Below are 25,949 nucleotides of genomic sequence, written 5' to 3'. Positions count from 1 at the left end.
TTTTAAAATATGTTGATACCTATTTTAATATTTGACGTTGCCCTAGTTGCTTGGTCACTGCATTTGATGCAGGAGGCCGTCGATAACCAAGAGTTTTCCCTGATGTTAGCAGGCACTTTAGTCGCTTTAGCTGCTGCTGCCATGCTAGTGGTCTATTTCCTCATGGGTCATTGCTTGACCTACTTGACAAATATCTCTTAATATGCTAAGTAAATTCTATAATAAAAAACTTTATAAAAACTTTCACCAACTAAAAAGACTCGGAGTCCACGCCTATCACAAGCATCCCGTATTGCTGCTACCGTCAGGTCCTGACAAGGTTTGGGCGTTGTAATTGCGTAGGTCCAAGTCATTAACTATTATAACATAAAAATATTCCAATTAGACCCCGTAATTAACAACGGGGTCTTTAATTATTCTTCATCGGTGTTGAGAATTTGGGGAACTCTAAAAAACTCTCCTTCTGGGTTTGGGGCCTGTTCTAATAAAGCAGAGCAATCCCCATAAACCTCAGAACTATCCTGACGGGTGATATTGCTTAACTCAATAGCGCGAGTGGTGGGGGCAACATTTTCCGTATCCAACTCGCTTAACTGTTCAAAATAGTCTAAAATGCTGCTTAATTGACCTGCAAATTCCTCTTCTTCTGCGTTGGTAATCTCTAAACGAGCTAAATGGGCGATCTTTTGGACTTGTTCAGTATCTAACATAAAAGTTTCCTGTGGTTTGCTTTAGAAAAAGACATCCATTTCCGAGCGTCCTGTAATTTTCAGCCAATTTTGGGCTTCAATGTAATTATTGGGGGCAAGACGGATAGCCTGTTTCCAGTATTCCCCTGCTTTATCAAACAAAGCCTCCGCTTCGTTTTTCTTGCCTTCTGACTTAGCTTGTTCCCCTTGATAATGGTAGATAACAGCAATATTATTTAAAGCTGAAGGCATTTGGGGGTTTAAGTCAACCGCTTCTTCATAATAATTGAGGGCTTTTTCGTGTTCCCCATTACTAGCGTGGATAATGCCGATATTGTAGAGGATGAAACTGCGATCGTTGCCATCCTCTTCTAATTTCAGTGCTTCATAATAATTATCTAAAGCTTCGGCATATTCCCCGTCTGCTTGGGCTGACATACCATCTCGATAATAGACAAAAGCTTCTTTAGCCTTTTTGTTGGCCGGCAGAATTTTGAGGATGATATCTGCCATTACCGTAAAGCTTTTGTCGATAAAATTATCATTACGTTGGGTTCTAGGCATAGATTTACGGTGAGAGAGAAAATAATACTCTTATCCTATCAAAATTTTACGGCAAGCTGAAAGGGGAACTAAAGGCGGAATCTCGAAGTTCTTATGAATAATTCGGTGATTGCTATAGGTAGAGTCATAATATATATCAATGAAAATTGCTGTAAGATAATACACTGTTTCTCGAAACAATAACCTAAGAATTTCAGGTTAAAAATTAAATATAAAATTTTTAGCTTTGATTAAAATTAACCTTTATCATATTAATTAGAAGTAATATTTACTCAGTCTTGAGCGCGAATACTGAGTCAGCTTACTTGTTACGAATTCATGACAATTCGCTTCCCTGCAAGAATACAAATGGCTGTTACTAAGGATAAAAAAAAGCATTGGTTTATCCCCCACGACCAAGCTATTCCTAGACCCAATGATGATCCAGAAATTACACAAATATTAGTGGGAATTTATACGTTAGATTTAGCAAAAATTAATGAAGTAGAGCAAACAGTTTATATTGATTTTTATCTAGGATTACAGTGGTATGATTCTCGTTTAGATTCTGCTTTATCTAACACTAATCTTGCTCCTTATCAGTGCAAACTAGAGGAGGTTTGGCATCCTAATCTGCACATTATTAATCAACGTAATTTAAACAAAGAGTTAGAGGAAATTGTCCATGTAAATTCCCAGGGAATTGTTACTTATAGACAACGATTTTATGGTAAATTATCTACCAGCCTAAACTTAAGGCGATTTCCTTTTGACGAACAAACCATTAAAATTGAACTAATATCTTTTAGTTATTCTCCCGAAGAAATCCATTTTATCGAAGCAGAAGAACTCAATGGTATTAGTCCTGAAATTTCTTTGGTTAATTGGTCTATTGTCGGACTGAGTACCCATAGTCATGCCCATTATTTACAACCAGAACAACAAGATTATGCTAGATTTGACTATCAAATAAAAGTGAAAAGACACTCCAGTTTTTATGCTTGGCGAGTGCTGTTTCCTGTAGCTTTAATTGTATTTATGTCGGACTTAGTTTTTTGGTTAGAACCCACACAAATTATTCCACAAATTACCCTAGCTACTGCCACAATGGTCAGTTTAATTACTTATCAGTTTATTTTACGACAAGAACTGCCTAAAATGAATTATCTCACCGCAGAAGATAAAGTGATTGTGGGGTCAATGTTATTAGTATTTATTGCTTTAGTAGAATCTGTTACCAGTATTAACTTAGTTGCCGGGGGCTATCGTGATTTAGCCTTATATTTAGATGATATTTTAAAATGGGTAGTGCCTATGGTATTTATGGGTTTAGCGGCTTTTGCGTTTTGGGTCTAATTAAATTAATTAACAAAATTTTATTACTTTTTGTAATCTAATTTGATGGAAATAATATTTCTTAAAAATTTGTACCAGTTATATATATTTTGTATATCTTAGAATATGTTTCCTCAAGAAGTTTCCTAGACCAATGCTTATCAATAATATCCATACTTGTTCTTCTAAAGTCAATATCTGGTAATTTATTTGAATTAAGCTTATCAGCAATAATATCTGTTGCAAGTTCGTGAACTGCATAAGAAGCTAGAAAATTAAATTGTAACGCATAGGTTTCTACTAATTGTATATTTGATCCAAACAAATACTCCGTAAATAACAAGCAGAAACACTCCATTACCTCTTCGTAAAGAAAACGAATCCAGCTAAATTGTGGATGATTACTCTCTTCGTTTAGTATGATGTGAGAATCTTCCCATTTTTCAGCCAGTTTTGTTGTATAAAATTCGTTTATTAATTCGCCTGGGAAAAAACTAACGTCTTCATGAAAGTAAAGCATAGTTTTTATCTCTGTAGTAATGAAGTATCGAATATGTTCTGAAAGATGAAACCACTCTCCATGTAGTCGTTTTTCTTTATATATTTCATGTAACGCCTTCTCCAAAGCAAAACAGTTTATTGTCCATTGAGTAAACACTAATTTTAGGAGAATTGGAGAACTCGTTTGTAGGTATTGAAGTCGTTGATGAGGATTTTGCGATCGCCCGATTTTATATTTTTCTGTTCCTTCTGCCTGTATTAGATAAATCCATCCGCTACTCTTTTGACATTCGGCAATCATTTCTTGAGAGAATTTAGCTGACATACGTTAGTAGGATGAGTTAACAGAGATATTTCTTTATCTAGGAAAACAGACTTTTTCTTTAAACAATGTGAGTTAAATCACTAAACACTTGAAATTAAGTCACAAATAAGATTATCCATCAACAAAAAAAGAGGTTAACCGCAGTTAACCTCTAATCCTATAATTATTAATGATTAAGCATCAGGTTTAACGGAACAGAAGCTAAGATGAATAAGATTCCGTTTCCAAGGATGCGCCTGTATTTCCTTGATAACTGCTTGACCGTTCCAAGATAAATCAGGAATATTAACATCGATCACTGTTTCATCAACCGTTACTCCTCTAAGCATTAAAGCTGCTTCCTTTTGATTGACAACTAATTGCATAGATTCTGTACCCTTATGACCGTATAAGGTAGCAGGAATTAAGCCTTCACGACGTAAGGCATTACCTTTAGCATTTTCGGGACGTTTTTGACATTCAATAGATAAAGACATAAGAACTACTCACTTTTTTTGTGTTAATTAACTTTATTGATTGCTCGTAAGCAGGGCGCGTTTTGGCCCATGAATAGGATCTTCAACGATAATAGTTTGATCCCGACTCGCCCCCAAGGAAACGATCGCAATGGGTACGTCCATCAATTCCGCTAAGAATTTGAGATAATCTAGGGCCTCCTTGGGTAAATCTTCTAATTTACGACAGTTTTCCGTAGATTGTTGCCATCCCGGTAAGGTTTCGTAGATGGGGGTACAACGGGCAAATTCACTGGCGTTGCTAGGGAAATGATCACAACGTTTACCGTCTAAATCGTAAGCGACACAGACTTTAATCTCTGCCAACTCATCGAGGACATCCAATTTAGTGATAGCTAAACAGTCTAACCCGTTGACTCGTACTGCATAGCGACCAATCACCCCATCAAACCAACCACAGCGACGACGACGGCCGGTAGTTGTACCAAATTCTGCCCCGCGATCGCATAATTGTTCCCCTATTTCCCCGTGTAATTCCGTGGGAAAGGGTCCTTCTCCCACCCGAGTAGTGTAGGCTTTAGCTACACCAATCACTCTATCTACCACCGTTGGGCCAATTCCTGATCCCACACAAGCTCCTCCTGCAATAGGATTGGAAGAGGTAACATAGGGATAAGTCCCGTGATCCAGGTCTAATAAAGTTCCTTGGGCCCCTTCAAACAAAATGTTCTTTTTTTGTTGAATAGCTTCATAAATTTTCAGGGAACTATCTACCACATAAGGTTTTAGTTGTTCTGCATAATCAATATATTCTTCAATAACAACTTGTGGATCTAGGGGATCGAGATTATAAAGCTTTTCTAAAATAACGTTTTTATAATTAATTGTCCATTCTAATTTCTCTTTGAGTTCATCGGGGTTAATCAAATCAACCACACGAATACCTGTCCTTTCTGATTTATCGGCGTAGGTTGGGCCAATACCCCGGCCAGTTGTGCCAATTTTCTTTTCCCCTCGTCTTTGTTCTGATGCTTGATCCAAGAGACGATGATAGGGCATGGTAACATGGGCTGTTTGGGAAATAAACAGGTTATCCGTTGCCACATTCAGGTTTTTAAGTTGTTGTAATTCTTCCAGTAACACTTTCGGATCAATTACCGTCCCCGAACCAATAATACATTCTGTTTCGGGATATAAAATGCCTGAGGGGATCAGGTGTAGCTTAAAGGTTTGTCCCTGTACAACGATTGTATGGCCTGCATTTACCCCTCCTTGGGGGCGTACCACTACATCCGCCGAACGACTCAATAAGTCCGTGATTTTCCCTTTTCCTTCGTCACCCCATTGAGCGCCGATTACAATTACGTTAGCCAAAATTCTAAAAAGTAGCTAGAGTTCACACAATCTATTATTGTAGATAATTAGGACTCATTTTGTCAATAGGTAATCATATCAGTAAAGAAATTAGAGCTGGACTAATTACACTGATTAGAAGTTTCAGACATTTCTTGTTGACGCATAGGCATAGTATCAATTTGTGCAAAAATTTTCTCTATTTGTGGTACGTCAGATAACTGATTTTTGGGTTTTCCATCTTTACCAATTAAAATAACAGCAAACTGATTAGATTTAATGTCATATTTTTGTCTCAATTCTGCTTCATCGTAGGAGGAAATAAGATCATTTCCAATGCGACTGGGTGCATTCCGTGTCAACACACCTAATAACAAGTCTCGATCTTCAAACTCGCATTCTACTGCTTGTAATGTTTGTTTTATGGTTGTTAAGCGTTGGTCTTGAACTTGGGGAACAAATACTAATAAAAGTCGATTTTTCCAGCGATAAGATTTTAGGATGTTATTTTGTGCTATGACAGGTAAGTTACTTGCTACAATGGCTGCTGAAAAAAGCATGAATGAGAGGATTTTTTTATACATAATTATTAGTGGAAATGTGTGAAAAAGTAAGTCAAAAAGAATTTTAAAAGAGGCTCAGGATCTTAAGCTCAAGTATAGTAGTTAATGATTAACAAGGGTTAAAACATGACTAAAATTCAGCAACAGGGATTAAACCCCCACTTTGTTTAGGATCACCTCGATTACTATTTTCCCAGTCTTGGTCTTCTTTTTCAACATCAACAACAGGAGAGTCATTAGAAAGGTCGGGGGAGATTTCATACTCAAGATTTTCAGAAATGATGCCGTCACTTTCTTCAATATCCCAAGACCATTGTTGATCATCTTGGCTTTCTAGTCCCTGTAAATCTTGCCAGTTTCCTGTAGGGGTTTCTAGGGGTTCAACGTTTTCCACTTTCGTCACTGAGGGTTCATTGGCTAGTACATCGGGCAAAGAAGCCACGATCGCACTTAAAATCACCATACTGATAAAAGCAGGCCAAACATAATTCACAAATCGTAAAGGGTTCATAAGTTATAGTTATCTAGTAAGTCAATCCAAATCAGGACTAGGCTAATTAGCCCTTCTTATTAAGATAATCAAAACTCAAAAATATGCAATGTATCAAAAGTAACCGATAACTGGTAACTGCTCACTAACCAGCCCTGGTAAAATGTAGCTAAAGTTTCTCCAATGCTAGAGCATTAGGGTGCAAAATGAAAAGAAGATCCCTATCTAGTAGATCAAAGTGGAACTCAAACAAGTTATCATCGCCTATAAAGCAGGAGACCCAGACAGTCAAAAATGGGCGCAACGCTGCGCGAAAGAACTAGAAGCCCTTGACTGTAAAGTATTAATGGGGCCAAGTGGTTACAAAGATAATCCTTATCCTGTATTTCTTTCCTCTGCTTCAGAAAAAATCGATTTAGCCATCGTTTTAGGGGGAGATGGCACTATTTTAGCTTCTGCAAGACAACTGGCTCCCGAAGGTATTCCAATTTTAGCGGTGAATGTGGGGGGACATCTCGGCTTTTTAACCGAACCGTTTGAATTATTTAAGGATACTGCACAAGTATGGCATCGTTTGCAAAGCGATCGTTACGCTATGTCACAAAGGATGATGTTAGAGGCGCGGGTATGTGAAGGCGATCGCTGTTCTCCTGAAACGACTAGCGATCGCTACTACTGTCTCAATGAAATGTGTATCAAACCGGCCAGTATTGACCGAATGCCCACCGCTATTTTAGAACTAGAAGTGGATGGAGAAATTGTGGATCAATATCAGGGAGATGGCTTATTGGTTGCTACTCCTACCGGTTCGACTTGTTACACTGCCTCAGCTAATGGGCCAATTATTCACCCAGGAATGGATGCGATCGCTGTTACGCCTATTTGTCCTTTAAGTCTCTCGAGTCGTCCTATTGTTATTCCTCCGGGGTCTATTGTTAATATTTGGTCCTTGGGAGATTATGAGTTAAATACTAAGTTATGGACTGATAGTTCTTTAGCTACTTCTATTTGGCCAGGTCAATGGATATCGGTCAAAATGGCGGATCGTATGGCTAGGTTTATTGTTTTACGAGAAAATTATTCTTTCTATCAAACCCTACGAGAAAAGTTACAATGGGCTGGAACCAGAATTCATTTTGATAATAATCATCGGGTTAATTAGATTGTTGACAGTTATTATTACTGATACAATAATACCATTAAACTGCCTAAACTTGGATGGGTTAAGTGGATACTATCTCGAAGGTTTTTCTGGGAAAGTTATTGACTTAATTTCTTGCTTTTAAGGCAAGAATCTTAATCATTTAGAATTAAAAGTTTGAAATTGAAAAAACATTGTTTCGGAAATATATCAAACACTGAAAAATCCTGGGAAACGCCTCATTCTGGCTATCATTGGGATGGTAGTTCAAGGCGTTTTTTTGAAGGTTGGTATTATCGAGTTACTTTGCCTCAATGGGGGCAAAGTTTTGCTTTTATGTATTCTATTGATGATCCCATCGCTGGAAAACCTCATAGTGGAGGTGCAGCACAAGTTTTAGGGCAAAATGAAGATTATTTATATCGAATTTTTCCTAATGTTAAAACATTTTGGGCTAGTGATAAAGAATTGGCTTTATGTCATTGGAAACAAAGGCATTTGACTTTAAAACCGCAAATTATTCAACCAAATATTTTTGCAGAAACTGTTGATCAAGGTTATCAAGCAACTGCTACTTTAAATCAAGGTTATCTTGAAGATCCTGTTACTAAAAATTATTGTCGTTGGTGTTATGAAATAAAACCGATTGATGGTTGGGGAAATCGTTTTTATCCTCAAGAAGCAACGGCAGGATGGTTATCTTTTTTACCTATTTTTGACCCAGGATGGCAAGTTTTAATGGCGCATGGATTGGCAACTGGTTATATTGATTGGAATGGAAAAAAGTATGAGTTTAGTGATGTTCCGGCATATAGTGAAAAGAACTGGGGGCATTCTTTTCCGAGTAAATGGTTTTGGATCAATTGTAATAGTTTTGAACAAGAATCTGATTTAGCTTTAACGGCTGCTGGTGGCATAAGACAAGTTTTAAATTGGCAGGAGTCTGTGGGAATTATTGGGTTACATTATCAAGGAAAGTTTTATCAATTTACTAGAGAAAATAGTCATTTATCTTGGCAGATTAAACCTTGGGGAAGTTGGATTATGCAGGGAAAAAATGCCGATTTTGTGGTTAAAGTAGAGGGAAAAACTAAGGCATTGGGGACTTATGTTAGGGTTCCTACGGCTGATGGTTTACAGTTTCTTTGTCGGGATACTGTTCAAGGAAACTTAACCCTAGAATTGGCTAATAATGAGGGAAAAATACTATTAAAAGCTAACAGTTGTTTAGGTGGTTTAGAAATTGGAGGATCTCCTTGGGATCAAGATTGGATTTATAATTGAAAAAACAAATATAATCTAAGTTAGTAAGTTATGGCTGATATTAATGGGGTATGGCTTGGAACCTATTGGCAATATGATTGTCCTACTCGTTTTGAAATGACTTTAGTGCAGGGGAAAAATACTCTTAGTGGTAACATCTTAGATGATAGTTCTCTCGGAGAAGCTAATGTTACGGGAAATATTAGTGGCCGTACGGTTACTTTCCGTAAATGTTATCTTAGTGGTTCTCGTCATTGTATTGATTATGTTGGGACGGTTTCTTCTGATGAAAAATTGATTAAAGGACAATGGCAAGAAGGTGTTTTTAACCAAGGAAAATGGGAAGCTTATCGTCAAGATGATAATCTTACTCTAAATTTAGAAAAGGTTAAATCAAGTCCTTTATTAACAGTTTCTTGATCTCAATTAATTGTTACTAGATTATAATATTGAATTGACCGATTCTCATCTTAAATTTTTCACTTATCATTAATTTTGTTATCACCAAAGGCTGTTGATTTTGAGGAATTCTTTGTAAGATTTTATCTCTTTCATTTAAAGTTTTTTCTTCTGAGAAATACAATTGAGTTATCAATTCTTGCTGACTAGGAAGTGTTACTTTAAAATGAATATGAGGAGGTCTTTTCCAAGACCTGGTAACTGAGTATCCCCCCGGTTTAACAGTCTTAAAAACATAGGAACCGTCTCCACTGGTATTTGTCCAACCCCAACCTTGAAAGTTAGGATCAATTGGCGCATTATTAGGATCATATTCGTGATTATAACGTCCTGAAGAACAAGCTTGCCAAATTTCTACTTTTGCCGAGGTAATGGGTTGATATTCCCTAGTTAAAACTTTACCCATAATAATAATTTTTTCTCCTAATGCTTGGTTTTTCTTGTCAGCTATCCAGGTTAAATCATTATCATCATCTATGGGAAAATTTATGGGATAAAAAGGCCCTTCTATTTGTTGTGGTGTTAAATCAGATATTTGCTTTGTTCCTGCTAAAAGTAGGGTTATATACCCTATACTAAAGCTTTCGATTTGTTTGAGTAATTTTCTTCTTGCTAATATCATTATACTAATAGAATTAATCTAAATAATAATCACATTGTTCATTGTTCATTATCCATTAAGATGATTTCTTTCCATTCTTCTAAAATAAAATAAGGAACTTTGATTGTACTAGATTCACCATCTTTTAAAGGTAATTCTAACAACCAAAAACTATTAGTTTCTAAGCTTTCTAAAATAGGTTTAAAATCATATTGTCCCGTGTTTGGCGAAAATGCTTCTTTGTCACTGGCAAAAATATCAGGAACTTTAACAGTAAAATTGTCATTAAGTTTTATTATTAAAGGTTGAGGATGTTTAAATTCAAACAAGTCAGGAAATCCCACTAAACGAAGATTTATTGTTGGTTGATTATCCCCTCTTATTTCTTTATAAAAAATTAATTGCCAAGGATTTTTAGATTGATCTCGCCATGTTTGTATTGATTTATAAAGGAGAATGTCAGGAGGGATTTTACTTTCTCTAATGACAGCAGAAGCAGGTTGTATGAATAATAAAAACATCAACCCCAAGACAAAAATTAACTTAAAAACTTTCTTACTCATTTTTGTATATAACCGATAACTGATCACTGATCACTGATCACTCATAACTGTTTAAATATTGCCACATTTTTGATTAGCAGGAACTGCTTCGCTCATCTTTTTTGGATCAGGTAAATTCAGATTATTCATAAAAGTGATAAACTGAAGGCGATCGCGTCCAACAAAACGAGGATTATATTGTTTTTCTTCCCCAATGCTAGAAACGCTGTTACCCTTATAGTCATGACCAGGATAGACTAAGGTTTCATCAGGTAAAGTAAATAGTTGTTGTGTCACTGAGTCGTACAATGTTCCTGGATCACCGCTTTGAAAGTCTGTCCGTCCACACCCTCTAATAAATAACGCATCTCCCGTTAAAACAGCCTTCTGATTCACTAAATAAGCAGCATGGCTATCGGTGTGGCCAGGGGTAGCGATCGCTTCTATGATAACATCCCCCAACTGTAAGATTTCTCTATGCTTAAGAAAACCATCAGCACAGTTAACTGGAGCATTTTCAGGTACAATTCCTAAACATCCTGTCATTGCGCGTAATTTTCCTGTTCCTGTAATATGATCGGCGTGGATATGGGTTTCTAAACAGTATTTCAAGGTTAATTCTAGCTCATCTAGCAGTTGGTGATCCCGTTCAACTTGTTCTAAGACAGGATCAACCAATAAAGCTTGTTTGAGACTGCGATCAGCGATTAGATAAGTATAAGTAGATGATTCTTCATCAAACAGTTGACGAAAGAGCATAATTTGCACTAATTTTCCTGAATTAATCTAAAGATATCTTAAGTATGTTGAGTTTAGCAATTTTTTGGGAATTCTAAAATCAGAAGGATTCAGCCTCTACCTCCTTTTTGATTTTAGTTAATGCCATGCTAAAAATTAAGTTATTTAATCCGCAACATCCCCTAGAACATCAAGAACTAGAATTAAGCGATCATCGTCTGAAAGATGAGGGTTGTTTAATTGGTAATTCTCCCAGTTGTGGGTTAATGCTTCCTAGTGTTAAAGTTCAGGAAATTCATGGCAAATTATTTACCGATAAAGGTAAGTATTACTTTCAAGATTTAACAGAAAAAAACCTTACTCAATATAATGATGAAACAGTCAAAAAAAACAAAACCTATCCCTTAGAAACAGATGATATTATTCGTATCGGTGAATTTGTTTTAATTGTCGATGGATTACCGATTAAGAAAAAAATGAAATCTAGAAAAAGTAAAAATAGAAAGAATAATAAGTCATCCAACAAAAGAAGTTTGCAAAATATTAAAGCATTAACTAGAAAAAAACGCCATTCGACTGAGAAAAAAACCGAAAGATTAGAGCCATCAAATCCAATTATTATTGACCCAAAAACAACACTGAATAACTATCAACTAGAATCAGCTTCTTCTAGTGTAAATGGAGCTAATGGCACCATTATTTCTCCTCCTTCACCCAGAGCAAAAAAAGAAAATAAAACTTCCCCAAACCCTCAAAAAAATACCCAGACTATCGGTGAATATAAACCTCCCAAGCTAGAAGGAATCAACTGGTGGAATAAGGGAAAAATAACCGTTCGCTGTCTTAATATCATTGAAGACACCCAGGATGTTAAAACCTTTCGTTTCATCGGCACTTCCCCCACCCTATTTAATTATAAACCAGGTCAATTTGTTACCCTAAATCTAAATATTAATGATAAGATAGTAAAGAGATCTTATTCAATTTCTTCTACTCCTTCTCGTCCCCATACCTTAGAAATTACCGTTAAGCGAGTACCACCCCCGGCAGACGTTCCAGAGGCACCTCCTGGGTTAGTTTCTAATTGGTTACATGATAATCTTCAAGTAGGTGATGAAATAACCCTTACAGGGCCATCAGGAAAGTTTACCTGTGTTGATCATAATGCAACTAAATTGTTATTTATTTCGGCAGGAAGTGGAATAACACCAATGATGTCTATGTCCCGTTGGGCCTTAGATACAGTAGCAGAGAGAGATATTACTTTTGTCCATAGTGCTAGAAGTCCGAGAGATATTATCTATCGAAAAGAACTCGAAGCGATGGCAGCAAATCATACTAATTTTCATCTGGGTTTAACCATTACTCGTCAGACAAAAGGAGACCCTTGGTGGGGTTTTCAAGGACGGTTAAATGAGGTTTTATTACCGGCTATTTGTCCTGATTATAAAGAAAGAGTTATCTATGTTTGTGGTCCTGATGGTTTCATGAAAGGGGTCAAAAACTTAGTAGAAGGATTAGGTTTCCCGATGGAAAACTATTATCAAGAAAGTTTTGGAAGTTCTAAGAAAAAACGTTCTCCATCTTCTCAAAAGAAAAATGATAATTCATCTTTTGTCGCACCCCAGAACAATATCACCAACAATAGTCATAATACTACACCAAAACCTGCTCAGGTTTCGAGTAATAATACGTCTTATCCAGTGGTTTTTGCACAGTCAGGAAAGGAGGTTCTTTGTAATGAAGAAATGTCCTTATTAGACTTAGCTGAGGAAGAAATGATCGAGGTTGACTCTAGTTGTCGTAGTGGAGGATGTGGGAGTTGTAAAGTTAAGAAACTAGAAGGCAATATTCGTTATGAAGGTGAACCCGATGGTTTAGATCAGAGTGATGCAGAAGATGGCTATATTTTAGCTTGTATCGCTCATCCTGAAGGAAAAGTCGTTATTGATGCCTAGAATGTGTCTGCAAAGTTCAAAAATCTTAGTAGAGGGAGGTAGAGGAAGCAGAGGGGGAAAATAGTTTATTTTTAATATTCTAATAGTTTGCAGACAGACCCTAAAAAAGCGATCGCCGAAAATTTACTTTTGGCGATCGCTTGCTATTATAGTTAGCACATTTTTTATATCCTTAGCTGTCATTCCAAGGTACGAGGAATCTCTTTAACTTCCTAACCATAATGCGTAGTGCTATGGAAGAATATTTACATGGACAATTGATCAAGAGACTGACTATTGGCGATGGTTTCTTGAGGTTGATTAGACTTGAGAATAACGTATAAATTAGGTACGATATAGCCTTTTCTTTCAAAACTAATCATTTTAGTTTCTTTAACCCCATATTCTTGCTCAATGTTGCTCAAAGCTTCATATAAAACTTCTCCTGTAGGATCTCCTGTGATGTCTGGATCGGGATGGAAGAAGTAACCATAGTTGGGTTCAACAATGGCTATATTAGCTTGACGATCCACCTTAACGAAGTAATCTTGATCTTCAATACGAGATTGGGCTAAGTTTTTTAAATTTAAACCCAAAATGGTTAAATTTGTAATAGCAAAGGCAAGTACAAGGATTGGTGCAATAACTTTTTTTATCATAACTGGTTTATTAATTTCATTAAGGTATTACGGACTTACTGTCCGCACTTCTTATTTCTTATTGTAACTTAACAAAACTTAATATTAAAGAAAAATTAATTTTAGGGAGACTCCTGCTCATCTCGGAATGAAAGTTTAGGAATGCGCAAATTTAGAATTAATTTTTTTCATTGTCCATTATCCATTGTTCAAGAGATTCCTCGTTACCTAGGAATGACAATTATTGATTATTCATTGGTAACTGCTAACTGATCACTGACAACAGCAGGTAAATTTGTATTATCTGATTTGGATAGGATATAGACTCCTCCATCTCCTCCTCTACCAATGCGTAAGGTTTCATCTAGATAGGTAATATCAAAAACTGGGACTCTTCCTTTAGGATTTTGGGCTGGTACAATTTTAAGAGGATTTAACTTAGGGGTTGTAACACCACTAATTTTATCGATGGCTAAATAACGTTTTTTGAAGTCGATATTCAATCGTTTGTCGGGGAGTGGGGCGTTATTTTGTTTGGCTACTTCAAAAGTTGCGGTTATGAGAACATATCCTGATATTAATCCTAAACGATGTTTAACAAAAGCTTGATTAAAAAAGGATTGAGTTTTCAGATCGATAACTTGATAAACTCCTCCAACTTTTAAGCCATATTTTAACTTGCTTAAGGAACGAATTTCCCTAGAGGTTGAATATTGCAAGTGCCAAACTCCATCTAGAAGCTCAACCGCATAACGTAAGGGAAATAAATTAGGGTTTTGGGCTTCTAGTTTTCCGGTTAACCTCTCAATTTCTTGAACGGTTGTAGCTTCTAAGTTCACATCAGTAATTGGAGAGCCAAATTTAACATCTGTAGATGTTTTTAGCTCGCCAATTTTTTCCAGTAGTTCTTGTTTTAATCTCTTTCTCTTTTCCAAACCCTTAACCCGTCTTTACTAATTAATTATCCATTGTCCATTGTCCATTATCATTATTTACAGTCCAATTTGTTGAATTAACTCTTGAACAATTGCTAAATTAACTGTGTCACGAATGATAATGAAGATTCCCAAACTAAGTAACAAAACTAAGCCAGTTTGCATGATTCCTTCTTGAAGTTTTAAGGGTAAAGGTTTACCGAATAATCCTTCGATTAACAGAAAGACTAATTGTCCTCCATCTAAAGCTGGTAAAGGGAGAGTATTAATAACAGCTAAATTTATACTAATCAAAGCACCAAACTGAAACAAATTACCCAAATTATTTTGAGCAATACTAGCACCATACTCAACGATTTTAACAGGGCCTGCAACTTGTTGAGCATTTTCTTGAAAATTACTAACTAATTGCCAAAATCCTTGTAGAGTTAATACGGTTACATTTTGGTAAGCTTCTGCTCCGTAACTGAAAGCTTGGAGTAAATTTTGAGCGCGGTTTAATTGAACATTGGGTAATAATCCAACCCCAATTTTTCCTTCTCCTTGTTCATTACTTTGGGGAATTACAGTTAAGTTTAAAATCTGTTCTTCCCGCTCAACTTGTAACTTTAAAGGTTGCTCAGCAGCGTTTTTAACCTTATCAATAAAAACTGTCGTCGCTTCAGGAAAGTTGCCTAAAGATTGATTATCTACTGAGACTACTATGTCCCCTGATTCCATTCCTGCCACCATAGCTGCGGAATTTTCATCCACTTGAGGGATCATTAAACCGGGTTGTAAATCTTGGATACCAACAGTAGCAGTTTGTCCAACTAACAGGAAATAAGCGAAAATAAGATTAGCAATGACTCCAGCACTGATAACGATCGCCCGATCAAAAATGGGTCGATTTCGCAGTAAATCGGGGTCATCAGGGGCAATATCGCTTTCGGGATCGTCATCAGGAAAAGCGACAAATCCTCCTAACGGGATAGCGCAAAGGGTGTATTCGGTTTCCTTGCCTTCGTATCGAGCCAAAACAGGGCCAAAACCGATGGAAAAACGAGTTACATGGATTCCCTGTAACCTAGCTGCTGAAAAATGGCCCAACTCATGCACAAAAATTAATATGACTAAAACTGCGATCGCCGCCAAAACTGACATAATAAACTAAGGGATTATCAAATATTTAACAAGTTTTTTGGTAAAAAAGCAGTGAAAATTATGGTTAATCTCCACTGCTAGGAATTTTAGAGGACTTTAAGGGATAATGGGCTACTAAAAGCCTCATTTTCCCTAATCGTCGTAAACTCGACATTCAACAGCATCAGGATTCTCATCACAATATTTTTCAAAACCGGTTTTGGGGACTTCTTTTTCCCGTTGGTGAGAAGCTTCTGCTTGAAGTTCCTCTACTGCATCCCAAGCAGCAGCACAGTCTCCGGAGCTTGATCCTTCGGTGCTACAAACGGTTCTAGCGTTTTCTGTTTCTTTTTGAATTTCTTGCTTAATGTCTGTCATAATGGCTAATCTTTTAAACACTCCTATTGATTATAGTTCATCAGGATGAGTTAACCTCTTCTCTGATAAATTATTAGCTGACTTTCTCTTTTAGGGACTTGAGATATTCTGTATTAACCCCAGATTCACGGGTTAGGGCAATTTTTCCTGTGCGGGCAACTTCTTTAATGCCAAACTTGTTTAACATTTGCACAATGGCCACCATTTTCCCAGGATCACCCACAACTTCTATGGTAACGGTATCATCGGAAATATCGACAATTCTGGCACGGAAAACCTGAGCGACTTCTATCACTTCGGCACGGTTAGCCGCACTCACATTGACTTTTAGTAACATCAATTCCCTTTCTACGCAAGGGGTTTGGGTTATATCGTTAACCTTGAGAACGTTAATCAATTTGTAGAGTTGTTTGGTTAACTGTTCAATGGAGCTATCGTCTCCAGGTACCACCATGGTAATGCGGGAGACTCCTGTTTGTTCGGCCGGTCCGACGGCTAGACTCTCAATATTAAACCCACGACGGGCAAATAAACCGGCAATACGGGTTAAAACACCTGCTTCATCTTCAACTAGGACAGAAAGGGTATGTTTCATTGTTTTTGTTTCAATCTTTGACAATTATTTCGGGTAGAGAGTGGTTTTGAGCGCAGAGGACGGACTAAAAAATATATATTTACCCTCTCTTAATCTTAAACTAACTTGCTGCTGTTGAGGATCTGAAAATTTTATAGAAAATCTCTAGATTTTAAGGCGTGCTATTTTAGAGGGGAAGAGGAGTGGCACGGTTAAAATGCTGTTGATTATTGGTTCATTATTTCGTTTTTTGTTGTTATTATTGTTGAGCTTTATTTTAACTTTTTCTTGGTCTAATATTTCTTGGAATAAAGTTATGGCTGTTTCTCCCGTTTTGCTACAGCAGGAACAACAGGGAAGGGAATGGTATCAACAAGGAGAAGTCGACCGCGCTATTGATACTTGGTTAACCATTATTGAAGATTATGAAAAACAAGGTTATATTCTTGGTCAGGGTCGAGTTTTAAGTTATCTGGCTTTAGCTTATAGTTATTTGGGAAAGTGGCAACAAGCAGATAGTTCTATTAATAAAAGTTTGGAGTTATTACAGTCTCAACCACAGGACAATAAAATTACTCCTATTTTGGCTGAAGCTTTTAATATTCAAGGTACTTTATTTTTAGGTAAGGGCAACCCTTTGGCTGCTCTTTCGAGTTGGGAACAGGCTACAGCTAGTTATGAAAAGGTTAAGCATAATTCTGGTATTTTACGCACTAATATTAATCAAGCTAGGGCTTTACAAGCTTTAGGATTATATACACAAGCTTGTAAAAAATTAGCGGATAATTTAATTAATAACAGATTAGAATGTGATGATTTAACTGTTGATGATATAACCTATTATTTGTCAAATAATTTAACTTCTTTACAACAAGCAGGATGGTTGAGTTTAGCGCAAATTTTACGTAAAAAGGGTAGTTTGGAAAGTTCTCAAGTAATACTAGATAACATTTTAGCTCAAGTTTCTTCTCAGAAAAAAAAATCATCTATTTTCTTAAATATAGGACAAGTTTTAGAGTTACAAAATAACATTGAAGGCGCAAAAGATAGTTATCAGCAGGCTATTATTACTGCGCCTAATCTTGAGGGTAGGTTAAAAGGTCAATTAACTCAACTCAATTTATTTATCACAGAAAAATCCTGGACTGAATCTCAACAATTATTCACTGATATAGAGAAGATTTTATTACAATTACCTTTGAATCAAACTAAAGTTGATAGTCAAATTTTTTTAGCTAATCTTTTACTAAAATGGAGTAATCTAGCTAATATTTATGATTTGTTGCCTTCCTGGAAAAATATTGAAAAGTTATTAAATAATGCTCAAAAAAATGCTGAAATGCTTAACTATGAAAAAGGACTTATTTATGCTGTTGGTGATCTAGGTAAACTCTATGAAAAATTAGCTATCAATCAAACTTGTCAAAATAATAACAGTTCAATTGCTGATGTATATAAGTGTAGCAATAATTATTTTTTTTCTGATAGTTATCAAATCAATTTCAGCAGTAATTTATTAAATAAAAAAGCTAAAGAGTTTACTGAACAAGCATTAATAAAAGCTCAGTCAAAACAAATTCCTAATACTACCTATATGTTGCAGTGGCAACTAGGAAGGATTTTGTATCGCTTAAATTTGAAAGAAGAAGCGATCGCAGCTTATTTAGAGGCGGTAAGAAATTTGCAAACTCTCACAGTTGATTTAACTAATAATAGAAATAATCAATTTTCTTTTCAGGAAAAAGTTGAGCCAGTTTATCGAGAATTACTAAATATATTATTACCTAGAAATAATCAACAAATTGTTGAAGAAAAAAACTTAGAACAAGCTCGCCAACAAATCGAAGCCTTACAAGTAGCACAAATCAACAACTTTTTTAATGATATTTGTGTAGAAAATAAAGAAATAGATGTCTCAGAAATCGATCCTAAGGCTGCTATTATTTATCCAATTATTTTAAGCGATCGCTTGGCTGTTTTAGTCAGTTTACCCGATCAATCGTTAGCAATTCATATCACTAAAATTAATCAACAAGAATTAGAAAAACAAGTTAAACAATTTCGCTATAATATTGTCATACGAAGTCAAAGAGAATTTTTTAACGAGGGAAAAATTCTCTTTGAATGGTTAATTAAACCTTTCCAAGAAACTCTACAAAAATTGCAAATTGAGACCTTAGTATTTGTTCCCGATGGAGTCTTTAGAAATGCTCCAATTGGTGCTTTATACGATGGTAAAAAATATCTGATTGAAAACTATCAAGTTGCAGTGAGTCCTGGACTAACTTTATTATCCCCAAAGCCCCTACAAAATCGAGGATTAAAGACACTATTTGGGGGACTAACAGAAGCCTTTGAACAAGATGATTTTGTTCCTTTATTTTATGTAGAACAGGAATTAAAATCCATTCAGAAAAAAGTACCTAATATTGCTTTACTTAATGAAGAATTTACCCTAGATAATTTAAAAAGTGTCTTTAAAAATAACTCCTTTCCCATTGTTCATTTTGCTACTCATGGTCAATTTAGTTCTGACTTTGAACAAACATTTATCGTTGCGTGGGATAGTTATATTAATGTCTTAGAATTAGAAAAATTACTCAAAGAAAATGACCCGAGAGGAAGCAACCCCATTGAACTATTAATCTTAAGTGCTTGCGAAACAGCATCAGGAGATACTAGGGCTGCCTTGGGGTTAGCAGGGTTTGCTGTCCGTGCCGGGGCCAGGAGTACCTTAGCCACATTATGGTCTGTTAATGATCAAGCTGCTGCGGTGATTATGGGACAATTTTATAAACAATTATCCACTAATAAATTTTCCAAAGCTGAAGCGTTAAGAAAAGCACAATTAACAATGTTAAAAAATCGTTGGTATCGACATCCTTTTTATTGGTCAGCTTATACTTTAGTGGGAAATTGGTTGTAAAAGTCATTTCATTTATCATTTATCATTCGTTTGGAAGTAGGCTTGAAACCTCTCCCAAACTTCTTTCTCCCTGAAGGGAGAGGCTTGAAACCAAAATGAAAGATGTTCAATGTTCAATGTTCAATGTTCAATGTTTGGTCAAACTCCAAGATAAGTTTTTTGTAAAAATGGGATGCTCCTGGCTTGTTTGGGTGGACTTCTTTGTTATTTTGGCATCTCTGATTTAACCAAAATTCAAAGTTGATATTAGTTAATTTACACTAACAAAAACGGCTGTGGTTCTTGCCGGAATACTAAACTCCCCATTATTGCCGTTAAAATTAGCATTTTTAACCACATTATCTTCAGAATTAAGTTGTACAGAATGTAAAGATAAGTCCATTCCTTGAGTCTCAGAAATGGTAATATTTTGAGTCATTTTGTTGGCATTAAATAAGACAACAATATACTCGTAATTGGGATCTAAATCTTCACCCGTATTATCCACAATAGATAAAGCAATCAGTCCATCTTTTTGATTGGAACCCATATTATGAAAGTGAACACGATTTTTAATTTCCTCAGAAGTTTCTAAGCGAAATAAAGGAGAACTTTTGCGAATGGCGAGAACTTCTTTTAGGTGTTGAACACTTTTGTTAATATCATCAAAACCAGGTTGAAGATCATTATTGCCTAACAATGGTCTCATAATATTCCAACGAATTCCATTATTTTGTTCAATGGGTAAACCTACGCCAAAATTATTGTTTTGATAATTAAAATCCACTCGGTTGAACCAGTCTCCCGAATTAAAACTATCCCGATCTAATGACTTAGAGCGTAACATATCACTGGCCATCTGGAAAAAGGGAATTCCTTGGGCAAACCCAATTACATCTAAGGCCATATTTTGCGCTCGCACTCTTTCATCCATACTGGTGAAAGGAACACCTCTTTCTCCAAAGGGGAGTTTAAAAACATTCAAATCATAGAGGGTTTCATTATCGTGTTTCGAGACATAATTGATACTTTCTTGAGGATCTTTTGTGTATCCGGTTCCGTTTAAATCTCGTCCTTTGACCCGATCATTATTTTGATCAATAATTTCGTAATCCTGTAAACTACCAGCTAAGGTAATTCTTAAACGGTCCATGAAATAGCGTAAATCTCCTTGATAACGGTTGTTATATTCATAGCCATTCCAATCGTAGGATAGACCATTAATAAACCCTTGATGACGAATTTGTAGGGGATCTTGGTCATATCCACCATGAAGAGAATCACGAATTCTGTCGTTAAAGGTTCCTATTCCAGTTCCTGCCATGTTAAATTGAGCAGCGTAATGGATTCCTTTTTCTTTGGCCGAACCAAAATCCCAACCTTCCCCATATAAATAAATATCTTGACCGTTAATTCCATCATCATCTAGGGTTAATTTATGAATGCGATCGTTGATCGCAGTCATGGTTTCCACGGGATGAAGGTTCATTAAATCAAAGCGAAACCCGTCAACTTTGTAAGCTTTGGCCCAGGTAACTAGGGTATCTTCCATTAATTTGTCCATCATGGAAAATTCAGCGGCCGTATCGGAACAACAGCTAGAATTGCGTAAATTCCCATTATTATCGTAGCGATAGTAATAACCAGGAACCACTTTATCAAAAACAGAAGTCTGATCTAACCCACTGGCAAAAGTATGGTTATACACCACATCCATCACCACCCGTAACCCATTTTCGTTGAGGGTTTGTACCATTTTGCGGAATTCTATAATGCGAGTGGTATCATCAGCATTGGTGGCGTAACTGCCTTCGGGAACCCCATAATGATAGGGATCGTAACCCCAGTTAAAGCTATCTTGGTTCTGGGTTTGGACAACCTTCCCTTGTTGTTGATCGGAGTTGGCACTATATTGGTTGAGTTCTTTATAGTCAGGATCTTGAACTTGACTCGGATCTTCATTCACCGAACCAATATCAAAGGCCGGTAGGAGATGAATATGGGTTAACCCTGATTGGCCAAGGTTAATAATATGTTCCATTCCTTTTGATAAAGGGGCGTTGCCATTACGTCCATCGTAGGTGAAAGCGGTAAATTTTCCCCGATCCTTGGGGACTACGGTTTGATCGTCTCTGCTAAAGTCCCTGACATGAACTTCATAAATAGCCATATCTTCGGGTACGGTAAAGGCAGGTTTGCTAAAGCTATCCCAACCATCCGGTTTGAGGGTAGGATCGTTGTAGATATCTAAAATTTGACTACGTTGACTGTTTTGGGACAAGCTAATGGAGTAGGGATCGGTGACTAAATTGGTTTCGATGCGGTTAGTATTGGGAGTATAAACTGCTATTTCGTAAAGATAATATTGTTTATCCCAACTGCGATCGCCTGTCAGACTCCAAACACCGGTATTCTCATCAAAGTTCATGGCAGTGTCTTCGGAAGTGGTGGCCGAGTTACTATCATTAAAGCGATGGAGAATAACTGATCGCGCTGTGGGGGCCCATACTTTCAATTCTGGTATGCCATCGTTATAAATGACCCCAAGTTCCCCAGAATAGGCGTATAAGTCATCGAGAACCCCTTGGATTTGTAGACCTGTACTATCGATTAAGTTTCCCGAATTATCATAAGCTGCGATGGCTATTTGACTTTTGAGGATGTCTTTGACTTGTGATAATTGATCGTTAGGAATACGCAAGGCTAAATAGTTATCCAAATTAGGAAATTTTGGGTAATTGTTCCCCGATAATCTGCCCTCTCTGTTTAGAGAAATTCCTGACCCCGAACGATTAGGAATGGTTAGATTACTATCAGGATCATACAAGAGTTCATAGGTTGCAGCATTGTCATTATTCCACGCAATTATTGACTCTTCTAGCCAAAATCCCCGACGATCTTGAATGGATAAATTATCGGCTAAGGCCGAATTTGAAAAACAATTAACCATTGATATGGTTAACAAAGACATAATACTCAATAGTAGTATTCTTTTAATTTCTTTGTAGAAATTTATCATTTTAGTTCCCATGATTGTTAAGGTTTACTTTGCGGCTAAAGTATTTTGAGATGCGTTAATGTCACGGTCATGTTTAGTCCGGCATTTAGGGCCTTCCCACTCCCTCTAAGTTTACAATGCCGATAACCCCGGTAAACATAAGTTTTCTGGCAAAAGAATTAAACGGGGTTTGTATCGAACAAAAGATAAACATTTAGTTTCTAGCGATATTAACGGAAGTGCCAATATTTTGCTTAAAAGTAAGCACAGACTCAGTTTTGAGCGAGTGTCTAGGGGGTTTTTGGCTAACCCTAATCATGATTTTTGTCTCTTAAGAATCCACGCACTTTTAAGGTGTGGAGTGTCAATCTATTCGTCACTCGTGGTGATATATAGCATTTCCCACAGTCATGAGGTACACCTCATATATAACTCCGAACTCCGAACTCCGAACTCCTAAAACTAGAAAACTGTGTACCTCACAAGTATGGGAACTGCTATATAATGATTTTAACTGTTGCGCAATAGTAAAATGACAATAACTTATATTGGAACAACTAAAGCTGCTTGTCGACTTCACTTATCCATTCAGCGTGTCCGAAAACTAGCTATGGACGGTCGTATTGAAGGAGCCTATAAAAAAAATGGTCGCTGGCAAATCCCTGTATCTTCTAATGGAATGCCGAAAATAAGCCGTAAAAATAAAGGGCCAAAAGGTCGCTGGCGAGTACAAAAACAAACAATCAACACCTTTATTCATGTTAATCAGACGATAATCAGGTCGAATAACATGAATAAGACCGATCACCCTGTTATTACCGTGAAAATGGGGGGACATAGTTTCTTGTGTAATGAGGTGAAAATTCCAGGGGTTGGCCGCCTGATTTATGATCCAGAACACCAGAAAAACTGTGGCGCAACAGTATGGTTTGATATTGATCCTGATATTCCTTTGGAAATGAACAGCTTTATTGAGGTTTTTTAATTTAATTAAAGCTTATGCAGAAATATTATAAGAAAAAACGAAACCAGTGAACTTGATAGAATCACTGGCTAAAATTTAATGGAGAAGAAATGAGCTTTTTCATTTGTTCACCTTAGTTTGTACAAGTTGTTAATCCATCTGGATCATACCCTTTATCAGAACATATTTCAAAATTTTGCTTCAATATTAAACATTTCTGCTTACATTCTCCCTGAAAGACTGTTTTATCAAGGAGTATTAAAAACCAGTTTGGGAAGGTGGGCAAAATTTTCTACATATTAAGTAGTCCAGATATAGCGTTTGTTGGACTCAATATGTACACTTAATATCGCGCTTCCGAACTCCGAACTCCTAACTCCTAAAACTAGAAAACTCAGTAGATCACAAGTATGGGAACTGCTATAAGTTTCTAACTTGCCCACCCTACTTGAATTCTCGACTAACTTTTGGGTCCATGGCCAGGACAAGGAAGGGGAGAAACGGAACGATCTAACCATCCAGCGGCCTGATTAATGTGGGCTAAAGCCTCATCAGGTTCATTGTTGAGTAAAAATACTAAAGCTGTGGCCAGTTGTTGTTTCGCTTGTGCTTGGCGATCGCCTTTAAGACGGTGCCAATCTTTGGGGGTAATACTTAACTGTTGCGCTATAGTTTGAGCTAATTCTAGGGAAGAAGCGGATTGTAGTGACTCGCTTTGAGAAACTTGAGACATAGAAGACATGGTTAAGTTTAAAATAATAAGAGAGCAATTTAAACACTGCTCTACCTTAAGTTTACCGAATAACTGTCTTTCTATGGAATCGAATCAGTCCCCAAACCCTGACGAAGAATTTGAAACAACTTTGATGGAAGTGGAGCGATCGCTGCTCAAACTCAAAGAACGTCATAAACAGGTTCAACAGTCACAAAAGCAAAAATTAGACTTAGAAGAAAGATTAAACACTGTTTCTCCAGAAGATACCGCAGAAGTAGAGAAGATAAATGAAAAATTGCAAGAGTTAATCATTGATCTAGAAACTACTTTATTAAGCGATCAAGACCTCAATACTCTATTCTGGCAGGGAATTCGTCAGGGATTATTAGGTGAAGTATTTTGGCAAATTATTCGCTTTGGTGGCTTAGGAGTTGTTGTCGGATGGCTATTAAAAACTTGGGCAGGGTGAATGAAGTCATAACTTAATAACTACTCGGTTAAGCTGGAAAAATTAATGAAATGGGGATTATGGGGATTATGGGGAGTATGGGGAGTGTGGGAAGATTAGAACCAATATTAATTATTTTTCTAAGGCTAATTGTAGTAATTGATCAACTAATTCTTCAAAACTGATACCTGTTGCTTGCCATAGTTGAGGATACATACTAAATTTAGTAAATCCTGGCAAAGTATTGATTTCATTGATATAAATGGCTTCGGTTTCTTGTACATAGAAAAAGTCCACTCTACTTAAACCAGCAGCGTCAACAGTTTTAAACGCTTGGACGGCCATTTCTTGGATTTGAGCAACAATTTTTTCTGGTAAATTAGCAGGAATATGTACCTGAGAACGACCTTCTGTATACTTAGTTTCGTAGTCATAAAAATCACTATCAAAAGTAATTTCTCCCACCACAGAAGCTTTGGGGTTATCATTCCCTAACACAGCACATTCTAACTCTCTGGCGTTAACTCCTGCTTCGATAACAATGCGTCGATCGTAACTTGCTGCACTATCTAAAGCTGCTTCTAACTCGGAATGCGATCGCACTTTAGCAATACCCACCGATGACCCCAGATTAGCTGGTTTAACAAAGCAAGGATAGCCCAACGCTGCTTCGATATCGTCACAGAGTTTAGGAAAAATACAGGGGTTAGACCAAATTTGCGATCGCTCAACGGCCTGATATTTAACTTGAGGCAGTCCAGCTTGAGCAAAGGCCATTTTCATAGCAATTTTATCCATACCCACGGCTGATCCTAACACTCCACTGCCCACGAAAGGAACCTGCATTAAGGTTAATAACCCTTGAATGGTGCCATCTTCTCCATTGGGACCGTGTAAAACGGGAAACCAGACCTCTACATCTTGAAGTTGCGAGGGAAACTGCCATAATTGAGAGGGGTTTGTGTCTTCTGGAGGGAGAGGGGTTTTGCTTTCTAGAACTTGATTTGCTGTGTCTCCTGCGATCCAAACACCATTTTTTTGGATATATACGGGTATAATATCGTATTTATTGCTATTATCTCCTGTTTGCAACGCTTGAGCAATAGCTTGTGCCGAATTGATGGAAACCTCGTGTTCTCCTGATCTTCCACCGAATAATAATCCTACCCGTATTTTAGCCATTGCCACTACTCCCATGCTTTTCTGCTTAATTATCGTTATAATTGACCCTTGTTATGGGTTTGACGTTCCCTAAACTTAATTTAGCTTAAAATAAGGTAAAGTATTGGAAGGAATTTAGAGAATTAAACGAATGCTTAGCATTTTCATGTACTAGC

The 25,949-nt window shown here is 36.8% G+C and carries 27 protein-coding genes and 1 other RNA gene; 9 read left to right on the top strand and 19 right to left on the bottom strand.

Annotated features, from left to right (window positions below; all coding sequences use genetic code 11):
- Positions 1–9 precede the first annotated feature (9 nt).
- On the top strand, positions 10–201 hold the full coding sequence (locus QNJ66_RS05080) for a hypothetical protein (RefSeq protein WP_300503648.1): 192 nt from the start codon (positions 10–12) through the stop codon (positions 199–201).
- 53 nt (positions 202–254) lie between these two features.
- Here the strand turns inward: QNJ66_RS05080 and ffs are convergent.
- The 3 genes from ffs to QNJ66_RS05065 all read right to left on the bottom strand — a co-directional run bounded on the left by ffs (position 255) and on the right by QNJ66_RS05065 (position 1,253).
- An RNA gene (gene ffs, locus QNJ66_RS05075) (signal recognition particle sRNA small type) lies at positions 255–351 on the bottom strand.
- A gap of 62 nt (positions 352–413) precedes the next feature.
- Positions 414–710 carry an Asp-tRNA(Asn)/Glu-tRNA(Gln) amidotransferase subunit GatC gene (gene gatC / locus QNJ66_RS05070; protein ID WP_300503646.1) on the bottom strand — a complete coding sequence of 99 codons (297 nt, stop codon included), beginning with the start codon at positions 708–710 and terminating at the stop codon, positions 414–416.
- Positions 711–731: 21 nt separating this feature from the next.
- The gene (locus QNJ66_RS05065) at positions 732–1,253 is read right to left on the bottom strand and encodes a photosystem I assembly protein Ycf3 (protein WP_300503644.1); all 522 of its coding nucleotides are present in this window, start codon (positions 1,251–1,253) and stop codon (positions 732–734) included.
- Between the two features lie 318 nt (positions 1,254–1,571).
- Between QNJ66_RS05065 and QNJ66_RS05060 the strand changes: the two genes are divergently transcribed.
- A complete protein-coding gene (locus QNJ66_RS05060) occupies positions 1,572–2,588 on the top strand; it encodes a flagellar biosynthesis protein FlgM (protein WP_300503642.1) in 1,017 nt (338 codons plus the stop codon).
- A gap of 61 nt (positions 2,589–2,649) precedes the next feature.
- Here QNJ66_RS05060 and QNJ66_RS05055 read toward each other — a convergent pair whose 3' ends face one another.
- The 5 genes from QNJ66_RS05055 to QNJ66_RS05035 all read right to left on the bottom strand — a co-directional run bounded on the left by QNJ66_RS05055 (position 2,650) and on the right by QNJ66_RS05035 (position 6,275).
- The gene (locus QNJ66_RS05055; protein ID WP_300503640.1) at positions 2,650–3,393 is read right to left on the bottom strand and encodes a GIY-YIG nuclease family protein; all 744 of its coding nucleotides are present in this window, start codon (positions 3,391–3,393) and stop codon (positions 2,650–2,652) included.
- Between the two features lie 173 nt (positions 3,394–3,566).
- The gene (gene rplY, locus QNJ66_RS05050; RefSeq protein ID WP_300503638.1) at positions 3,567–3,869 is read right to left on the bottom strand and encodes a 50S ribosomal protein L25; all 303 of its coding nucleotides are present in this window, start codon (positions 3,867–3,869) and stop codon (positions 3,567–3,569) included.
- A 33-nt stretch (positions 3,870–3,902) separates the two neighbouring features.
- Entirely contained in the window at positions 3,903–5,222 is a 1,320-nt protein-coding gene (locus tag QNJ66_RS05045) for an adenylosuccinate synthase (RefSeq protein WP_300503636.1), read from the bottom strand.
- Positions 5,223–5,323: 101 nt separating this feature from the next.
- Complete coding sequence (locus QNJ66_RS05040) at positions 5,324–5,761, bottom strand: DUF4174 domain-containing protein (protein ID WP_300503634.1); 438 nt, start codon at positions 5,759–5,761, stop codon at positions 5,324–5,326.
- 133 nt (positions 5,762–5,894) lie between these two features.
- Positions 5,895–6,275 carry a hypothetical protein gene (locus QNJ66_RS05035; RefSeq protein WP_300503632.1) on the bottom strand — a complete coding sequence of 127 codons (381 nt, stop codon included), beginning with the start codon at positions 6,273–6,275 and terminating at the stop codon, positions 5,895–5,897.
- 217 nt (positions 6,276–6,492) lie between these two features.
- On the opposite strand from QNJ66_RS05035, the gene QNJ66_RS05030 reads away from it, so the two are divergent.
- The 3 genes from QNJ66_RS05030 (at position 6,493) to QNJ66_RS05020 (ending at position 9,078) form a co-directional block, all read left to right on the top strand.
- Positions 6,493–7,416: an NAD(+) kinase gene (locus tag QNJ66_RS05030; protein ID WP_300503630.1), complete on the top strand. Its 924-nt coding sequence runs from the start codon at positions 6,493–6,495 to the stop codon at positions 7,414–7,416.
- 156 nt (positions 7,417–7,572) lie between these two features.
- The gene (locus tag QNJ66_RS05025; RefSeq protein ID WP_300503628.1) at positions 7,573–8,679 is read left to right on the top strand and encodes a tocopherol cyclase family protein; all 1,107 of its coding nucleotides are present in this window, start codon (positions 7,573–7,575) and stop codon (positions 8,677–8,679) included.
- Between the two features lie 30 nt (positions 8,680–8,709).
- Positions 8,710–9,078 carry a hypothetical protein gene (locus QNJ66_RS05020; protein WP_300503626.1) on the top strand — a complete coding sequence of 123 codons (369 nt, stop codon included), beginning with the start codon at positions 8,710–8,712 and terminating at the stop codon, positions 9,076–9,078.
- 16 nt (positions 9,079–9,094) lie between these two features.
- On the opposite strand, the gene QNJ66_RS05015 is transcribed toward QNJ66_RS05020, so the two are convergent.
- Genes QNJ66_RS05015 through QNJ66_RS05005 form a run of 3 tightly spaced genes read right to left on the bottom strand, consistent with a single transcriptional unit; the run spans position 9,095 to position 11,019 of the window.
- On the bottom strand, positions 9,095–9,739 hold the full coding sequence (locus QNJ66_RS05015) for a protocatechuate 3,4-dioxygenase (protein WP_300503624.1): 645 nt from the start codon (positions 9,737–9,739) through the stop codon (positions 9,095–9,097).
- A 38-nt stretch (positions 9,740–9,777) separates the two neighbouring features.
- Positions 9,778–10,281: a DUF3122 domain-containing protein gene (locus tag QNJ66_RS05010; protein WP_300503622.1), complete on the bottom strand. Its 504-nt coding sequence runs from the start codon at positions 10,279–10,281 to the stop codon at positions 9,778–9,780.
- A 51-nt stretch (positions 10,282–10,332) separates the two neighbouring features.
- The gene (locus QNJ66_RS05005) at positions 10,333–11,019 is read right to left on the bottom strand and encodes an MBL fold metallo-hydrolase (protein ID WP_300503620.1); all 687 of its coding nucleotides are present in this window, start codon (positions 11,017–11,019) and stop codon (positions 10,333–10,335) included.
- A gap of 125 nt (positions 11,020–11,144) precedes the next feature.
- On the opposite strand from QNJ66_RS05005, the gene QNJ66_RS05000 reads away from it, so the two are divergent.
- Entirely contained in the window at positions 11,145–12,956 is a 1,812-nt protein-coding gene (locus QNJ66_RS05000) for a 2Fe-2S iron-sulfur cluster-binding protein (protein ID WP_300503618.1), read from the top strand.
- Between the two features lie 245 nt (positions 12,957–13,201).
- Here QNJ66_RS05000 and QNJ66_RS04995 read toward each other — a convergent pair whose 3' ends face one another.
- The 5 genes from QNJ66_RS04995 to ilvN form a co-directional block, all read right to left on the bottom strand.
- A complete protein-coding gene (locus QNJ66_RS04995) occupies positions 13,202–13,594 on the bottom strand; it encodes a hypothetical protein (RefSeq protein WP_300503616.1) in 393 nt (130 codons plus the stop codon).
- A gap of 227 nt (positions 13,595–13,821) precedes the next feature.
- Positions 13,822–14,508 (bottom strand): PAP/fibrillin family protein, encoded by a 687-nt coding sequence (locus QNJ66_RS04990; RefSeq protein WP_300503614.1) that lies wholly within the window; start codon positions 14,506–14,508, stop codon positions 13,822–13,824.
- A gap of 57 nt (positions 14,509–14,565) precedes the next feature.
- The gene (gene rseP / locus QNJ66_RS04985; protein ID WP_300503612.1) at positions 14,566–15,651 is read right to left on the bottom strand and encodes an RIP metalloprotease RseP; all 1,086 of its coding nucleotides are present in this window, start codon (positions 15,649–15,651) and stop codon (positions 14,566–14,568) included.
- 132 nt (positions 15,652–15,783) lie between these two features.
- Entirely contained in the window at positions 15,784–16,008 is a 225-nt protein-coding gene (locus tag QNJ66_RS04980; RefSeq protein ID WP_300503610.1) for a Calvin cycle protein CP12, read from the bottom strand.
- A 73-nt stretch (positions 16,009–16,081) separates the two neighbouring features.
- Positions 16,082–16,603, bottom strand: coding sequence for an acetolactate synthase small subunit (ilvN, locus tag QNJ66_RS04975; protein ID WP_300503609.1), 522 nt, complete (start codon positions 16,601–16,603; stop codon positions 16,082–16,084).
- A 196-nt stretch (positions 16,604–16,799) separates the two neighbouring features.
- Between ilvN and QNJ66_RS04970 the strand changes: the two genes are divergently transcribed.
- Positions 16,800–19,508, top strand: a complete 2,709-nt coding sequence (locus tag QNJ66_RS04970; protein ID WP_300503607.1) for a CHAT domain-containing protein — start codon at positions 16,800–16,802, stop codon at positions 19,506–19,508.
- Positions 19,509–19,758: 250 nt separating this feature from the next.
- On the opposite strand, the gene pulA is transcribed toward QNJ66_RS04970, so the two are convergent.
- Positions 19,759–22,458, bottom strand: a complete 2,700-nt coding sequence (gene pulA, locus QNJ66_RS04965; RefSeq protein ID WP_300503605.1) for a pullulanase-type alpha-1,6-glucosidase — start codon at positions 22,456–22,458, stop codon at positions 19,759–19,761.
- Between the two features lie 559 nt (positions 22,459–23,017).
- On the opposite strand from pulA, the gene QNJ66_RS04960 reads away from it, so the two are divergent.
- Positions 23,018–23,470 (top strand): DNA-binding protein, encoded by a 453-nt coding sequence (locus QNJ66_RS04960; protein ID WP_300503603.1) that lies wholly within the window; start codon positions 23,018–23,020, stop codon positions 23,468–23,470.
- A 439-nt stretch (positions 23,471–23,909) separates the two neighbouring features.
- On the opposite strand, the gene QNJ66_RS04955 is transcribed toward QNJ66_RS04960, so the two are convergent.
- Positions 23,910–24,191: a DUF6439 family protein gene (locus tag QNJ66_RS04955; RefSeq protein ID WP_300503601.1), complete on the bottom strand. Its 282-nt coding sequence runs from the start codon at positions 24,189–24,191 to the stop codon at positions 23,910–23,912.
- A 73-nt stretch (positions 24,192–24,264) separates the two neighbouring features.
- On the opposite strand from QNJ66_RS04955, the gene QNJ66_RS04950 reads away from it, so the two are divergent.
- Positions 24,265–24,633, top strand: coding sequence for a hypothetical protein (locus QNJ66_RS04950; RefSeq protein WP_300503599.1), 369 nt, complete (start codon positions 24,265–24,267; stop codon positions 24,631–24,633).
- A 111-nt stretch (positions 24,634–24,744) separates the two neighbouring features.
- Here QNJ66_RS04950 and QNJ66_RS04945 read toward each other — a convergent pair whose 3' ends face one another.
- Positions 24,745–25,794: a D-alanine--D-alanine ligase family protein gene (locus QNJ66_RS04945; protein WP_300503684.1), complete on the bottom strand. Its 1,050-nt coding sequence runs from the start codon at positions 25,792–25,794 to the stop codon at positions 24,745–24,747.
- Positions 25,795–25,949 lie beyond the last annotated feature (155 nt).

The sequence above is a fragment of the Crocosphaera sp. genome (genome assembly GCF_030064895.1).
In the GTDB taxonomy this organism is placed as follows: domain Bacteria; phylum Cyanobacteriota; class Cyanobacteriia; order Cyanobacteriales; family Microcystaceae; genus Crocosphaera.
This window is presented reverse-complemented; position numbering and strand designations above follow the sequence as displayed.